Genomic DNA, 13,829 nt, shown 5'->3' with positions numbered 1-13,829 from the left:
TGAAAAGCTGAGGAGCGATAACGTGACTGTCCGGGTAGGCATCAACGGCTTCGGTCGTATCGGACGTAACTTCTTCCGGGCGGTGGAGGCGCAGAAGGCGCTCGGCACCACCGACATCGAGATCGTCGCGGTCAACGACCTCACCGACAACGCGACCCTCGCGACCCTGCTCAAGTACGACTCGATCCTCGGCCGGCTGCCGCAGGACGTCTCGCTCGACGGCGACGACACCATTGTGGTGGGCGACCAGCGGATCAAGGCGCTGGCCATCAAGGAGGGTCCGGCGGCGCTGCCCTGGGGCGACCTGGGCGTCGACGTGGTCGTCGAGTCCACCGGCATCTTCACCGATGCCACCAAGGCCAAGGGCCACCTCGCCGCGGGCGCGAAGAAGGTCATCATCTCCGCCCCCGCCAAGGGCGAGGACATCACCATCGTGATGGGCGTCAACGACGACAAGTACGACGGCAGCCAGAACATCATCTCGAACGCCTCGTGCACCACCAACTGCCTCGGCCCGCTGGCCAAGGTCCTCAACGACGAGTTCGGCATCGTCAAGGGCCTGATGACCACCATTCACGCCTACACCCAGGACCAGAACCTGCAGGACGGCCCGCACAAGGACCTGCGCCGCGCCCGCGCCGCCGCGCTGAACATCGTCCCGACCAGCACCGGTGCGGCCAAGGCCATCGGCCTGGTGCTGCCCGAACTGAACGGCAAGCTGGACGGCTACTCGCTGCGCGTCCCGATCCCCACCGGCTCGATCACCGACCTGACTGCCGATCTGGCCAAGAAGGCGACCGTCGAGGAGATCAACGCCGCGTTCGAGGCGGCCGCCGAGGGCCCGCTGAAGGGCATCCTGAAGTACAGCGTCGACCCGATCGTATCCAGCGATATCGTCACCGACCCGCACTCCTCGATCTTCGACGCGCCACTGACCAAGGTCATCGACGACCAGGTCAAGGTGTACTCGTGGTACGACAACGAGTGGGGCTACTCCAACCGTCTCGCCGATCTCATCGGCCTCGTCGGCAAGTCGCTCTGACGCGTATGGCTGTCAAGACACTCGCGGACCTGCTCGGCGAGGGTGTGGAGGGCCGGGGCGTGCTCATGCGCTCGGACCTGAACGTCCCCCTCGACGACAGTGGACAGATCACCGATCCCGGCCGGATCATCGCCTCGGCGCCGACCATCAAGGCGCTGGCCGAGGCGGGCGCCAAGGTCATCGTGACCGCGCATCTGGGCCGGCCGAAGGGCGAGCCGGACCCGAAGCTCTCGCTGGCGCCGGTAGCCGCCAGGCTCGCCGAGGAACTGGGCCGCAATGTCCAGCTCGCCGGTGACGTCGTGGGCCAGGACGCGCTCGCGCGGTCCGAGGGCCTCACCGACGGCGACGTGCTGCTGCTGGAGAACATCCGGTTCGACCCGCGCGAGACCAGCAAGGACGACACCGAACGCGGCAAGCTCGCCGCGGCGCTGGTCGAGCTGGTCGGCGACGACGGCGCGTTCGTCTCCGACGGTTTCGGCGTGGTGCACCGCAAGCAGGCGTCGGTCTACGACGTGGCGCAGCTGCTGCCGCACTACGCGGGCACGCTGGTCGCGGCCGAGGTCGAGGTGCTGGCGAAGCTGAGCGAGAACCCGGACCGGCCCTACGCGGTCGTGCTCGGCGGTTCCAAGGTCTCCGACAAACTCGCGGTCATCGAGGCGCTCGCGCCGAAGGTGGACACGCTGGTGATCGGCGGCGGCATGTGCTTCACCTTCCTTGCCGCACAGGGCCTCTCGGTGGGTGCCTCGCTGCTGCAGGAGGAGATGGTGGACACCTGCAAGGGCCTGCTCGAGCGGTACGCCGACGTCATTCACCTGCCGCGCGACATCGTGGTGGCCGACAAGTTCGCCGCCGACGCCGAGTCGAGGGTGGTGCCCGCGCACGAGATCCCGGACAGCTGGCTGGGCTTGGACGTGGGGCCGGAGTCGGTGGACCGTTTCGGGGCACTGCTGACCGAGGCGCGGACCGTCTTCTGGAACGGCCCGATGGGCGTGTTCGAGTTCGAGACGTTCGCCGCGGGCACCCGCGGGGTCGCCGAGGCGATCGTGACCGCTACCGGCAAGGGCGCGTTCAGCGTCGTCGGCGGTGGCGACTCGGCGGCGGCCGTACGCGCGCTGAACCTGCCGGAGGACGGCTTCTCGCATATCTCCACCGGTGGCGGCGCCTCGCTGGAGTACCTCGAGGGCAAGGAACTCCCCGGCATCGCGGTGTTGGAGGACTGAGCATGGCACGCAAACCGCTCATCGCGGGCAACTGGAAGATGAACCTCAATCACCTCGAGGCCATCGCTCTGGTGCAGAAGATCGCGTTCGCCCTGCCGGAGAAGTACTTCGACAAGGTCGACGTGGCGGTGCTCCCGCCGTTCACCGACCTCCGCAGCGTGCAGACTCTCGTCGAAGGGGACAAACTCCTGCTCACCTACGGCGGGCAGGACGTCTCGGTGCACGAATCGGGCGCCTACACCGGCGAGATCAGCGCGAGCATGCTCGCCAAGCTGGGCTGCGCCTTCGTCGTGGTGGGGCACTCGGAACGGCGCCAGTACCACAACGAGGACGACGCCATCGTGCTGGCCAAGGCCAAGCAGGCGTTGAAGCATGGCATCACCCCGATCGTGTGCATCGGCGAGGGCCTGAACGTCCGCGAGGCGGGCACGCACGTCGAGTACAACCTCGAGCAGCTGCGCGGATCGTTGAAAGGCCTGACGGCGGAAGAGATCTCGAAGATCGTCATCGCCTACGAGCCGGTGTGGGCGATCGGCACCGGCAGGGTCGCCACGCCTGCCGACGCGCAGGAGGTCTGTGGCGCGATTCGGGGTGAGCTGGCGCTGCTGGCCTCGCCCGAGGTCGCCGCGGAGGTCCGCGTGCTCTACGGCGGTTCGGTAAACGCCAAGAACGTCGGCGAGTTGGTCGCCCAGACCGACATCGACGGCGCTCTGGTCGGCGGCGCTTCGCTCAAGGGTGACGAGTTCGCCACCCTCTCGGCGATCGCGGCGGGCGGCCCTTTGCCCTGACCCACTCGAGGGACTACGCACCACAGCCCGGTATCGCTCGCCGCGATGCCGGGCTGTAGTGATTTCGCCGGAAACTCACAGGGCCGAAGTAGTCGCGGCTCACTCCGCGTGCAGGATCAAGCCCGCGCCGTTGTCGTTGCGCAGGGTCAGCGTGTCGGCGTCCACTGTTGCGGTGGTGTTGCCGTCCAGGGCTTTCAAGACCGCCTGCTCCACCTCCATCACCTCAGCGGAGCACGCCATTTTCGTGGTGGCGACCTGGAAGGTGATCTGCGCTCCCGATACGCCGGCGTTGCCGGTCAGGCGATTACACCCGGTGCTGCCGGAGACGCCGCCGTCCTCGGTGATGGTGAGTGTCGGCTTCGCCTCGTCGAGCGCGCGGGAGCGGATCTGGGCGTCGTCGGCGATGAAGGCGGTGACCAGCCACGGGGTGCCCTTGACGGGCCGGTCCGGCTGAGCGACCTTCTTGTCGAGCAGGGTCACGGTCCGGTCGTCGCTGTGCAGCGTGAGTCGAGCGTCGTCGAGTCGCCAGCTGGGGTCGGAGTTCAGCAGGCCGCTGAGCCATTCGTCGGCGCCGCTGCGATCATCCGGGCAGGCCATCAGAGTCGTGGACAGACCGGAGACGCGCAGAACGTGGTCGTCCAGGGTGACCGCGCCGGTGAACTTGTTGCACCCCGCGTCCGCGGCGATACGGCCGTCGGGGAAGCTGACCGTCAGCGGGCCGCCGCCGGGAATCGGGGTTCCCTCGACGCCGGTCGAGAGGAAGGTGCGGCCGACCGGGCTCGGCCCGTCGGAGGTCGGCCCCGGACCGTTGCTCGAGCACGCCGCGAGCGCGCATGGGGCGATCAGGACAGCGAGGGCGAGTCGCGCGAAGTGTGCCGCCATGCGGCGATGCTACCGAGGAGGCGCTGGGCAGCCCGGATTTCGCAGCTTGTGACGGCCTGCCGACATTGTGGTGCGTTCTTCCAGGACATCGGGCGGGTGGCGAACTCCTTCGAGGCCGCCGTCAACTGGTCGCGTGCCGGATGCTCGATTCGCGCTCGCCTTCGCCGACATCGCGACGAGGGGGGTCGAGCCGGGAATCGGGATACATGGGATGATTCGCTCGTTGTGTGTTACCATTTGTGCCGTGCACCGATGCTTCCCCATCACCCCGCCGCCCGCCTCCTGAGCGAGGTGTAGGTATTCAGCGCGCCACCGAACGGTGTGCGCGCCATTTTCGGCATCGCTGTGCACCTCGCTTCCGCGACCCCATCCCTTTCCGTCGCAGGAGCGCGATCTTCTATGTCCATGTCTGTATCCACCGCCAGCCGTTCCGGGCTGGTCTACCTCGTCGGCGCCGGAATCCTCTGGGGCACCGGCGGTCTGCTCGGCACGCTGCTGCACCGGGCCGCCGGTCTTCCCCCTGTTTCGGTCGCCACCTGCCGGCTCGCCGTCGGCGGGCTGCTGCTGGTAGCCGTGCTCGCCACCAAACGACAACCCTGGCCACGAAATCCGTTGGCGTGGCGTCGCATCGGCGCGGTCGCCGTGCTCGCGGCAACCTTCCAGGCGGCCTACTTCGGCGCCGTCGCGGCCGCGTCGGTCAGTCTCGCCACCCTGATCACCATCGGCATGTCGCCGGTGGTCGTCGCCGTGCTGGAACACAGCACCGAAAGGCGTGCGGTGGACCGGCGCCGGGCGGCGACGATCGGCATCTCCCTGTGCGGGCTGGCACTGCTGGTCGGGGTGCCGTCCGGAGGTACGAGCGCGGGCGGGTTGCTGGTGGGCGCGGCGCTGGCGTCGGCGGCCGCCACGGCGTTCGCGACGACCACCGTGATGAACGCGGCGCCGGTGCCCGGCCTCGACGCGATGACCACCACGGGCCTCGGGTTCACCGGCGGCGCGCTGCTGCTGGTTCCGGTAGCGGCCACGAGTGGTCTCGCATTCCACCCGACAGTGGGCAGTGTCGCGCTGGTCCTGCTGCTTGGGCTGGCACCGACCGCGGTCGCCTACACCCTGTACTTTCGCGGGCTCTCGGAGGTCGGTCCCGGGACCGCCGCGGTGCTCGCGCTCCTCGAACCACTGACCGGGGCGGTGCTGGCCGCGGTAGTGCTCGGTGAACGCCTCACCACCCCGGCGCTGCTGGGCGCCACATTGCTCCTCATGGCATTGTTGCTCGCGGCGACACCTGGGCGCTTACGGTCAAAGGGCTGGCGACGGCGACAGGCGGCCACCGTTTTGCGGGACTGAGGACTCTCGTGTTGGTCGGCGGCAGGGCCACCAATGCCCGCCGACGGGAAGGCGCTGACCGGCACCCCACAGGTGCCGGTGAAACCAGCCCGGTAGACGCGGGAACCGACGCTCACCCCATATCGGCGTGAGCCGACGACGCCGAGGAGGGCGGTGTCCGACCAACCCACACGGGTTATCGGACACGCTTTAAGCTTCGGCGCGTGACCGCCGCTTCCGCTACCCCGACGACCCCTGGCTCCACGTGGGCGCCGCTGCGTTCACCGATATACCGGGCGCTGTGGGTGGCCCAGCTGGTATCCAATCTGGGCACCTGGATGCAGACCGTCGGGGCGCAATGGCTCCTGGTCGACTTGCCCAACGCCGCGGCTCTGGTGTCGTTCGTGCAGACCGCGATCACGCTGCCGGTGATGCTGCTGGCCATTCCGTCCGGCGTGCTCGCCGACCTGGTGGATCGCCGCAGGCTGCTGCTCGGCGCGCAGTCGGCCATGGCGGCGCTGGCGACGATTCTCGCCGTGTCGACCGCGACCGGGCACACCACGCCCGCGGTGCTGTTGACGCTGCTGTTCCTGATCGGCTGCGGGCAGGCGCTGACCGCGCCCGCCTGGCAGGCCATTCAGCCGGAACTGGTCTCGCGCGAGCAGATCCCGGCGGCCGCGGCGCTGGGCAGCATGAACATCAATGTCGGCCGGGCTGTAGGGCCCGCGCTCGCCGGTGTCCTGGTAGCGCTGTCCGGGCCGACATTGGTGTTCGCCCTCAACGCCGTGTCCTTCGGTGGAATCGTCACGGCGCTGACGGTCTGGCGTCGGCCCGCTACGGACCGGCGGCTGCCCACCGAGCGTCCGCTGGCGGCGTTGCAGGCGGGCACACGTTTTATCCGAGCCGCACCGGCGATCCGCCGTGTGCTGCTGCGCTCGATCTTGTTCATCGCGCCCGCCAGCGCGGTGTGGGCGCTGCTGCCGGTGATCGCACGCGACCGGCTCGGCCTGTCGTCCTCCGGATACGGTCTGATGCTCGGTGCGCTGGGGCTCGGCGCGGTGGTCGGCGCCGCCGCGTTGTCGCGCCTGCGGCAAGTGCTGAACCCGACCCAGCGGCTGAGCACGGCCGCGATCCTGTTCGGACTTGCGACCGCGGGCACCGCGCTGCTCCGCGTCGTGCCCGTGATACTGGTGCTGCTGGTCTTCGCGGGGCTGGCCTGGCTACTGGCGATGTCCACGATGAACTCGACCATGCAGCTGCTGCTACCGGCCTGGGTGCGTGCGCGCGGGCTATCGGTGTATCTGCTGGTGTTCATGGGCGGCCAGGCGATCGGCTCGCTGGTCTGGGGTCTGCTCGCCGATGCCATCGGGTCGGTGCCCGCGCTGCTGTGGGCGGCGGTGCTGCTCGGGTTCTGCGCGGTGAGTACGTTGTGGCTGCCGATCCGGCACAACGCAGAGCAGATCGACCTGACACCGTCGGCGTTCTGGCCGGAGCCCCAGTTGGTCGTCGAACCCGATCCCGACGACGGCCCGGTGCTGATCCTGCGCGACTACGACGTGCCGCCGGAGAGCGTCGAGGAATTCCTCGCCGCCATGGCCTTCGTCGGCCGGTCCCGGCAGCGCACCGGCGCGATGGAGTGGCGACTCTACCGCGATGTCGGGGTGATCGACCGCTACGTCGAGGCATTCGTCGTGCGGTCCTGGGCCGAGCACATGCACCAGCACCAGGTTCGCCTCACCGCCCAGGACCAGCTACGGGAGCAGGCCGTCGCGAAGTTCACCACCGCCGAGGGCGACCGGGTCACCCATCTGGTTGCGATCGACCGGCACTAGGCGTACCTCCGCCTTCGCTCCGGCCGTGCGCGGATTTCGGACGGACTGCATCCGGCAGCGCCCATTATGCGTACCTCCTGCCTTCGCTCCGGCCGTGCGCGGATTTCGGACGGCCTACGTCCGGCAGCGCCCATTGGGAGCGACGACGTCGAGTGCCTGATTCGGTGCGATCGCACCGACCGCATACACTGTCCGGCATGCGGATGTTCCTGGATATCCTCCTGATCATCACCAGCGTGCTGCTGGTGCTGCTGGTGCTGCTGCACCGCGCCAAGGGTGGAGGTCTGTCCAGCCTGTTCGGCGGCGGCGTGCAGTCCAGTCTGTCCGGCTCCACGGTCGTGGAGAAGAACCTCGACCGCGTCACCATCTTCACCGGCGTCATCTGGCTGATCGCCATCCTCGGCATCGGCCTGGAGATCAAGTTCGCCTGATCCGAGTCACCGCATCCGCCGTGAGCGCCGCCGCACCGAGCACGAGCGCGGCGATGACGAACGCGACGGAACAACTCGTCCCGAGCAGCGGGGCTACCCCCAGTGGACCGGGGCCGGTCCCGCGCGGGTGCTCGCGGTGGCCGCGCACTCGCCGCTGGCGACGACGACCGGCCTGTCGTGGTCCGATCTGGCTGGCGCCTCGTCGTGGAACCCGGCCAACTCGGTCCTGGCGATCATCACCTGCACGAACTGCGACGAGTGGATCAAGTTGGTCGCGGCGAACCGTGGCATCGGCGTCGTGCCGGACCTGGCGCGTACCCGGGTCCCGCACCCTGGCGTCGCCTATCGCGACATTTCCGACGCGCCACCCTCGCGCGTCTCCGTGGCGTGGCGCGCCAGGCCGGTCCCGCCGCGGTCGGTGCAGCGCTTCCTCGGTGTGCTCCGACCGGTCAATCGGTGCGCGGAACCCGTCCGTCGACGTCGGTGAAACCGTAGTATTCCGCGAGATCCGCGACCCGCCATGACAATCCGGTGCGCGAGCGGCGCCCGGCATCGGTGGCCAGCGCGACGACGGCGCGGCCGGTGAAGCGCGGCGTCTGCGCCTCGGCGAGGTCGAAGGTGCCCTCGCCGGGCAGCGTGACCAGCCGGTGCCCGTGTGCGTCGGCCGGAACCAGTTGCAGCAGTTCGGTATCCACGATGCCAGGCCAGAGCGAGACCACGGTCACCTCGGTGCCGGCGAGATTGTGCGCCATGTCGGCGGTGAGCCGGTCCAGCGCGGACTTCGCGACACCGTACACGGCATTGTGCATGTACCTGCGCGCCCCCGGCGAGGAGATGTTGACGATCAACCCGCCCGATTCGATCAGCAGCGGCGCAGCGAAAACACTTGCCACGTAATGTGATCGGACGCCCACGTCGAAGGTCTCGTCCCAGGCCGCCGGTGGAACCTCCCAGAACGGCTTGCCGAGCCACCGGGCCGCGGCGGGGGAGTTGTAGACGTTGTTCACCAGCACGTCCAGCCTGCCGTGCTCGGTGCGGATCAGTTCGAACAGCCGCTGCACGGCGTCGTCGTCGCGGTGATCGCACACGAACGGGATACCCACTCCGCCTGCCGCATCGATGGCGGCGGCCGTCGCGTGCACGGTGCCGGGTAAGCGTCCCTGCGCGGTGGAGCGCCCGGTCACGAACACCGTCGCACCTGCCGCGCCCAGCTCCAGCGCGATCCCCTTGCCTATACCGCGGCTGGCGCCGGTGACCACCGCGATCTTGCCTTCGAGCCTGTCGGGTATTCCGCTCACGGAACCGGAACATTACCGTGAAATAATAACGTGTTCTAGTCTTTGGAGGCCGGAGTGGAGCTGACCCATCGGTTCGTGACGACCAACGATATCCGCATGCACGTCACCGAGCAGGGGGAAGGGCAGCCGGTGATCTTCTGCCACGGCTTTCCGCACACCTGGTACGTCTGGCACCGCCAGCTTCCCGCGCTCGCCGCGGCGGGATATCGCGCGATCGCGCCCGACCTGCGCGGCTACGGACAGACCGACGCACCCGCCGACCTCGAGGCGTACACCAATCGCGCCGTCTGCGCCGACCTGCTCGGTCTGCTCGATGACATCGACGCCGAGCAGGCGGTGTTCGTGGGATTGGACTTCGGCGCCGCGCTGGTGTGGGAACTGGCATTGCGCGCGCCGGAGCGGGTGCGCGCCGTCATGGTCCTGAACAATCCGTTCGCGCCCCGTCCGACGCGCGCGCCTTCGCAGCTGTGGGCCAAGGCCGCCGCACGACACTTCCTGCACCTGCACTACTTTCAGACCCCCGGCGTCGCCGACGCGGAACTCGGCGCGTGTCCGCGGGAATTTCTCGCGCGCGTGTATTTCGCGCTGAGCGCCGACTATCACTATCTGGACACGTGGCGCTTCCCGGCGGAAGGCACCGGCTATCTCGACGTGCTGCCAGAGGCGCCCGCGTTGCCGTGGCGCTGGCTGAGCGGACCCGAATTGGACATCCTGGCACGCGATTTCGAACGCACCGGATTCACCGGCGGATTGAACTGGTACCGCAGTTTGGACCGCAACTGGGAACTCACCGCCGGCTACGCGGACGCGAAAGTCACTGTGCCGGCCTATTTCTTGTACGGCGATCGCGATCCGGACATGGAGGGATTCAGCGGCCGTGATCCGCTGGCCACCATGCGGGAGCATGTCGTCGACCTGCGTGCGGTGACCGAGATCGCCGGCGCGGGTCACCTCGTACAGCTGGAGCGGACCGCGGAGGTGAACGCGTTGCTCACCGCGCATCTGCGCCACCTGGCGGCGCATCCTGCCGAGATTTCGGCCTGAGGTGAAACATCTTCGGGCCCAGCACCGTTCGCTGTCGGTGGGCACCGCTAATGTCTGGTGAATGAGTTATAGCCTGAGCATCTACGTCGTCGAACTGGACAGGGTCTCCGCCGTCATCGGGTCCAGGGACGACAAGCTCCGGCGGATGATCGGCGGCCGGTTCAAGGCCCAGCTGACCCACGACGACGACTGGTTCGCCGACGAGATCGCGGGCGGCGCACCCACCCGCTACGAGGCGGTGCGCGCAGTCATCGACGGCGGTCCGTTCGACCCGTCCTACGGTTTCCAATACGGCTACGCCTTCCAGACGATCTGCCAGTTCTACGGCCGGTTCGTGGACAACCGCTACTTCTCGGCGTTCCGTGGCCGCTGGCTGGACCACGTCGATGACGGACTCGCCGCGCTCGGCATCAAGGCGATCAGCGTCCGCGACTTCATGTACCACTCGCTCCCGTCCGCGCTGCCCCAACCGGATGATCTGCCCGGCTACGGCGAATGGACGCCGGAGCAGTGCGCGGAAGCGCTGGTGCAGTGGGAGTCCACGACGCCACCGCAACGCGAGGAGGTCGACCACGAGGTACTGGCCGCCATCGAGTCGTGCGTCGAATGGATCCGCGAGGCCCAGGCCCGGCCCGGCTGGGGCATCGCCGGGTTCTTCTACTGAACCGCCCGACGGGTCGCATCCGAACGCAGTCCGCACCGCACGTACCGGACCGGCCGAGCGAAGGCGAGGCAGCCGCCTAGCGATATTCCTCGGCCAGCTTCGGGTACTCCGACCAGCGTGGCAGCGGCTCGTAATCGAGATAGGCCGTGAGGCGGTCGAGCAGGTATTGCCAGCGCGGGCCGATGGCGCCCGCGTCGGCGGGGCAGACGTGGCGGCGGGTCAATTCGACGGTAGTGACCACGCCGACCTGGCTCATCCCGACCTCGAGCAGGCAGCCGTCGACGTGCACGACCAGCTCGTGGGGCGCCACGCAGTGATCGACGCGCACCGCGATCGGACCGGGAACCGGGCCGTCGAGCAGCTCGATGGTGAGGTTGCCGTTGCCGCCGGTGACGCTGCCGAGCCAGCGGGAGAGCTGGCCGCGCTCGGTGGCCGCCGACCACACGTCCAGCACGGGCTTGTGGAACGACCGCAGATAGTGCAGGAGCACCAGATCGCCGCCCGCCGTGTGCTCATGCTCCGGTCGTACCTCGCCGAGCATGGACATCGTGGTCATTGCCGTGTCCTTCCGCTGCTGGTCACCGTCACCTCACTGTATTTCCACTATTCCGTGCCCGAATCGAATTCCCCGGAACGCCGCGCCTCGGCGCGCCGTGCGTCCGTAGCGGCGGTTGCCGCGCCTTCGCTCGGCGCCCGCTGTGCCGCGGGGCCCATGAGCGCGCGGGCGGCGGCGTCGATCCGGTCCTCGTCCAGCAGCACCGTGCCGGCGGCGGGGCCGAGCGGCACGAAACTGTCCTCGCTGGTGACGCGGGCGAGAGTTCCCGAGAAACCGGCATCGACCAGCGCAGCGCAGACTGCCTCGGACACGCCGCCGCTACGGCGGGTCTCGTCCGCGACGAGGACCCGGCCGGTCGCGCGCGCGTGCGCCACCAGGTCGTCCACTGGTAGCGGCGCGAGCCACCGCAGGTCGAGCACGCGGGCATGGATGCCGCGGCGGGCCAGGCGGCGCGCCACGCGCAGGCTCATCGGCACGCCATTGGCGAAGCTGACCAAGGTCAGGTCCGTGCCGTCGCCGTAGACGCGGGCTCGGCCGACTTCGACGTGCTCGGTGCGGGATGTGGCCGCCAGCCAGCCGTCGTCGCCGGGCGTGTGCAGGTCGCGGGTGTGATAGAGCGCGATGGGCTCCAGAAACAGGCACACCCTGCCATCAACGCGGGCCGCGGACGCGCAGGTCCGCAGCATTGCCGCGGCGTCGTCGGCGCGGGACGGGGAGGCGAGGACCACGCCGGGGATGTCGCGCAGCGCGGCGATCGAGTTGTCGTTGTGGAAGTGGCCGCCGAAGCCTTTTTGGTAGGCATATCCGGCGATCCGCACCACCATCGGGTTGCGGTAGCGCCCGTCGGAGAAGAACGACAGCGTGGCCGCTTCGCCACGAATCTGGTCGGCGGCGTTGTGCAGGTAGGCGAGGTACTGGATCTCCGGAATCGGCACGAACCCGGCCAGTGCCACGCCGAGTGCGGTGCCGAGGACACTCTGCTCGTCCAGCAGGGTGTCGAACACGCGGCGGGCGCCGAACGTCTTCTGTAATCCTTTGGTCACGCCGTACACGCCGCCTTTGCGGCCGACGTCCTCCCCGAAGGCGAGCACATCGCGATCGCGGGCCAGCAGGTCTGCGAGCGTGTCGTTGATCGCCTGGGCGAGTGTCACCGGATCACCTTGCGTGGCAGCACCATTCGTGTTCGTACGGTGGGACGCATCGGCGCGTGAGGTCGCCCGATCCGCCCGGTTCCGTGCTGCGGAGCGACCGTCGTCCGGCAGGGGTTCGGCTCTGAGCGCTTCCGCGCGCACCAGGGCAGGGCGAGATGGGCCGATCGGAGCGATCACCGCCGCGGCGGAGGCGAGTTTCGGTTCCTCCCGGACGATTTCGGCTGTCGCGGCGACGCGGCGACCCAGGTCGGCGTAGCGGTCGAGCACGTCGGCGGGCGTCACCACGCCGGACTCGACCAGTAGCCGCGCGGTCGCCAGCACCGGATCGCGGAGCAGCTCAGCGGCGATATCGGCGGCGCGGCGGTAGGCGGCCTCCATATCCGAACCCGCGTGACCCAGCAGCCGGACGGTCCGCAGACGCAGGAACCCGGGCTTCCTGTTGTCCCTGACCCACTGCGCGGCGGTGCTCGCGGTGGTCAGTGCGTCGACGGCGTCGCAACCGTCCGCGCTGAAGTACCGCAGACCGGGCCGATGGCCGTAGGCCTGTTCGATCCAGTCCGGTGGCGTGGGAACGCTGATGCCGATGCCGTTGTCTTCGCAGGCGAACAGGATCGGCATCGGAATCGCTTGGTGAGCGGTGTGGATCGCGGCATTGATCGCCCCAGCCGCGGTGGAGTGGTTCGCCGACGCGTCGCCGAAACTGCACAGCACTACCGAGTCCGAGGGCCACGGGCTGGAAACGCCCAGTCGCGCGGCACGATCGAACGCGAAGGCCAACCCCACCGCGCGCGGAAGGTGCGACGCGATGGTGGACGTCTGCGGGATGACGTTCGCGGCCGCGCTGCCGAACACCTTGTGCCGGCCACCCGAAATCGGATCGGCCGCCGCGGCGACCACTCCCAGCAGCACGTCCCGGATCGGGTCGAGGCCGGGCACGCGCCGGGCCCGGTGCACGAAGAACGCCCCGGACCGGTAGTGCAGTAAAGCGGGATCGGAGGTCCGCAGGGCGGCCGCCAACGCGGCGTTTCCTTCGTGGCCGGACGACCCGATGCTGTAATAACCGCGCCGGGCGCTGCCGAGGCGTCGTGCCGCGAGATCGAGATGCCTGCTCGTCGCCTGCGATTCGAACAGTTCCAGGCACGCCGCGCCGGTAATCGTGCTTCCGGGGACGACCGGCTCACCCATTGCCCGGCTCGGTCGCGGGGTGAGTGCGGCGATCGTGGCCCGAAACCTCTCGTCCAGATCCACTCCCTGTTCGGTCACCGAATGATCATCGCGTAAAAGTGCACCGCATGGACGCAATATCAGACGGCATTATTTCGGTAAGAGAGGTGTTCCTCGGATGAATTTCCGCGACACACCGGTGCGGCCGCTGCATGTAAGGCGCGCGGGAACGGGCTCGTGCCGCGCACTCGTTGCCTCAGCGACGCCGGTGGTACTCGGCCAGCGCCGTGAATGCGGCCCCGGGCTTCCATGGCAGGTCGGGATAGGTGTCTCCGCGGCGGCCTTCGAGGGCCTGGCCAGCTCGTGGACGAGGTCTACCTGCCCCTGGTGCGGCAACGAGCTCCGGCATCGAGCTGACCGTCGGATCGGCACTG

At 68.7% G+C, this 13,829-nt stretch carries 13 protein-coding genes; 9 read left to right on the top strand and 4 right to left on the bottom strand.

Translation table 11 applies throughout. The features are described from left to right. The first annotated feature begins 22 nt into the window (after positions 1–22). From gap to tpiA, 3 genes are read left to right on the top strand one after another with little or no spacing between them, the layout of a single operon-like run. Positions 23–1,042: a type I glyceraldehyde-3-phosphate dehydrogenase gene (gene gap, locus AB0M45_RS03680; protein WP_364322507.1), complete on the top strand. Its 1,020-nt coding sequence runs from the start codon at positions 23–25 to the stop codon at positions 1,040–1,042. 5 nt (positions 1,043–1,047) lie between these two features. Continuing rightward, positions 1,048–2,262 carry a phosphoglycerate kinase gene (locus AB0M45_RS03675; protein WP_364322505.1) on the top strand — a complete coding sequence of 405 codons (1,215 nt, stop codon included), beginning with the start codon at positions 1,048–1,050 and terminating at the stop codon, positions 2,260–2,262. A 2-nt stretch (positions 2,263–2,264) separates the two neighbouring features. Next, positions 2,265–3,050, top strand: coding sequence for a triose-phosphate isomerase (tpiA, locus tag AB0M45_RS03670; RefSeq protein ID WP_364322503.1), 786 nt, complete (start codon positions 2,265–2,267; stop codon positions 3,048–3,050). A gap of 99 nt (positions 3,051–3,149) precedes the next feature. On the opposite strand, the gene AB0M45_RS03665 is transcribed toward tpiA, so the two are convergent. Then, positions 3,150–3,932, bottom strand: a complete 783-nt coding sequence (locus AB0M45_RS03665) for an META domain-containing protein (protein ID WP_364322501.1) — start codon at positions 3,930–3,932, stop codon at positions 3,150–3,152. Positions 3,933–4,337: 405 nt separating this feature from the next. On the opposite strand from AB0M45_RS03665, the gene AB0M45_RS03660 reads away from it, so the two are divergent. From AB0M45_RS03660 to AB0M45_RS03645, 4 genes are all read left to right on the top strand, one after another. Next, positions 4,338–5,276 (top strand): DMT family transporter, encoded by a 939-nt coding sequence (locus AB0M45_RS03660; protein WP_364322499.1) that lies wholly within the window; start codon positions 4,338–4,340, stop codon positions 5,274–5,276. A 203-nt stretch (positions 5,277–5,479) separates the two neighbouring features. Next, on the top strand, positions 5,480–7,087 hold the full coding sequence (locus tag AB0M45_RS03655) for an MFS transporter (protein ID WP_364322497.1): 1,608 nt from the start codon (positions 5,480–5,482) through the stop codon (positions 7,085–7,087). 197 nt (positions 7,088–7,284) lie between these two features. Then, positions 7,285–7,518: a preprotein translocase subunit SecG gene (gene secG, locus AB0M45_RS03650; RefSeq protein WP_039798855.1), complete on the top strand. Its 234-nt coding sequence runs from the start codon at positions 7,285–7,287 to the stop codon at positions 7,516–7,518. Positions 7,519–7,654: 136 nt separating this feature from the next. Beyond that, complete coding sequence (locus tag AB0M45_RS03645; RefSeq protein ID WP_364322495.1) at positions 7,655–8,005, top strand: LysR family transcriptional regulator substrate-binding protein; 351 nt, start codon at positions 7,655–7,657, stop codon at positions 8,003–8,005. On the opposite strand, the gene AB0M45_RS03640 is transcribed toward AB0M45_RS03645, so the two are convergent. Beyond that, positions 7,968–8,816 carry an SDR family NAD(P)-dependent oxidoreductase gene (locus AB0M45_RS03640; RefSeq protein WP_364322493.1) on the bottom strand — a complete coding sequence of 283 codons (849 nt, stop codon included), beginning with the start codon at positions 8,814–8,816 and terminating at the stop codon, positions 7,968–7,970. The genes AB0M45_RS03645 and AB0M45_RS03640 overlap by 38 nt on opposite strands. Before the next feature lie 96 nt (positions 8,817–8,912). Between AB0M45_RS03640 and AB0M45_RS03635 the strand changes: the two genes are divergently transcribed. Together AB0M45_RS03635 and AB0M45_RS03630 are read left to right on the top strand one after the other, a co-directional pair. Then, positions 8,913–9,860 (top strand): alpha/beta hydrolase, encoded by a 948-nt coding sequence (locus tag AB0M45_RS03635; RefSeq protein ID WP_364322589.1) that lies wholly within the window; start codon positions 8,913–8,915, stop codon positions 9,858–9,860. 61 nt (positions 9,861–9,921) lie between these two features. Beyond that, on the top strand, positions 9,922–10,524 hold the full coding sequence (locus AB0M45_RS03630) for a hypothetical protein (protein ID WP_364322491.1): 603 nt from the start codon (positions 9,922–9,924) through the stop codon (positions 10,522–10,524). 76 nt (positions 10,525–10,600) lie between these two features. On the opposite strand, the gene AB0M45_RS03625 is transcribed toward AB0M45_RS03630, so the two are convergent. Beyond that, positions 10,601–11,080, bottom strand: coding sequence for a hypothetical protein (locus AB0M45_RS03625; protein ID WP_364322489.1), 480 nt, complete (start codon positions 11,078–11,080; stop codon positions 10,601–10,603). A 47-nt stretch (positions 11,081–11,127) separates the two neighbouring features. After that, entirely contained in the window at positions 11,128–13,416 is a 2,289-nt protein-coding gene (locus AB0M45_RS03620) for a thiamine pyrophosphate-dependent enzyme (RefSeq protein WP_364322587.1), read from the bottom strand. Positions 13,417–13,829: the final 413 nt, after the last annotated feature.

Source organism: Nocardia sp. NPDC051787 (assembly GCF_040681325.1).
Classification (GTDB): Bacteria; Actinomycetota; Actinomycetes; order Mycobacteriales; family Mycobacteriaceae; genus Nocardia.
This window is presented reverse-complemented; position numbering and strand designations above follow the sequence as displayed.

Coding starts and splice junctions, on each gene's coding strand:
- AB0M45_RS03625 (WP_364322489.1), bottom strand. CDS start 11,080: ATGACCACGATGTCCATGCTCGGCGAGGTACGACCGGAGCATGAGCAC.
- AB0M45_RS03620 (WP_364322587.1), bottom strand. CDS start 13,416: ATGGGTGAGCCGGTCGTCCCCGGAAGCACGATTACCGGCGCGGCGTGC.
- AB0M45_RS03635 (WP_364322589.1), top strand. CDS start 8,913: ATGCACGTCACCGAGCAGGGGGAAGGGCAGCCGGTGATCTTCTGCCAC.
- AB0M45_RS03675 (WP_364322505.1), top strand. CDS start 1,048: ATGGCTGTCAAGACACTCGCGGACCTGCTCGGCGAGGGTGTGGAGGGC.
- AB0M45_RS03660 (WP_364322499.1), top strand. CDS start 4,338: ATGTCTGTATCCACCGCCAGCCGTTCCGGGCTGGTCTACCTCGTCGGC.
- AB0M45_RS03630 (WP_364322491.1), top strand. CDS start 9,922: ATGAGTTATAGCCTGAGCATCTACGTCGTCGAACTGGACAGGGTCTCC.
- tpiA (WP_364322503.1), top strand. CDS start 2,265: ATGGCACGCAAACCGCTCATCGCGGGCAACTGGAAGATGAACCTCAAT.
- AB0M45_RS03665 (WP_364322501.1), bottom strand. CDS start 3,932: ATGGCGGCACACTTCGCGCGACTCGCCCTCGCTGTCCTGATCGCCCCA.
- secG (WP_039798855.1), top strand. CDS start 7,285: ATGCGGATGTTCCTGGATATCCTCCTGATCATCACCAGCGTGCTGCTG.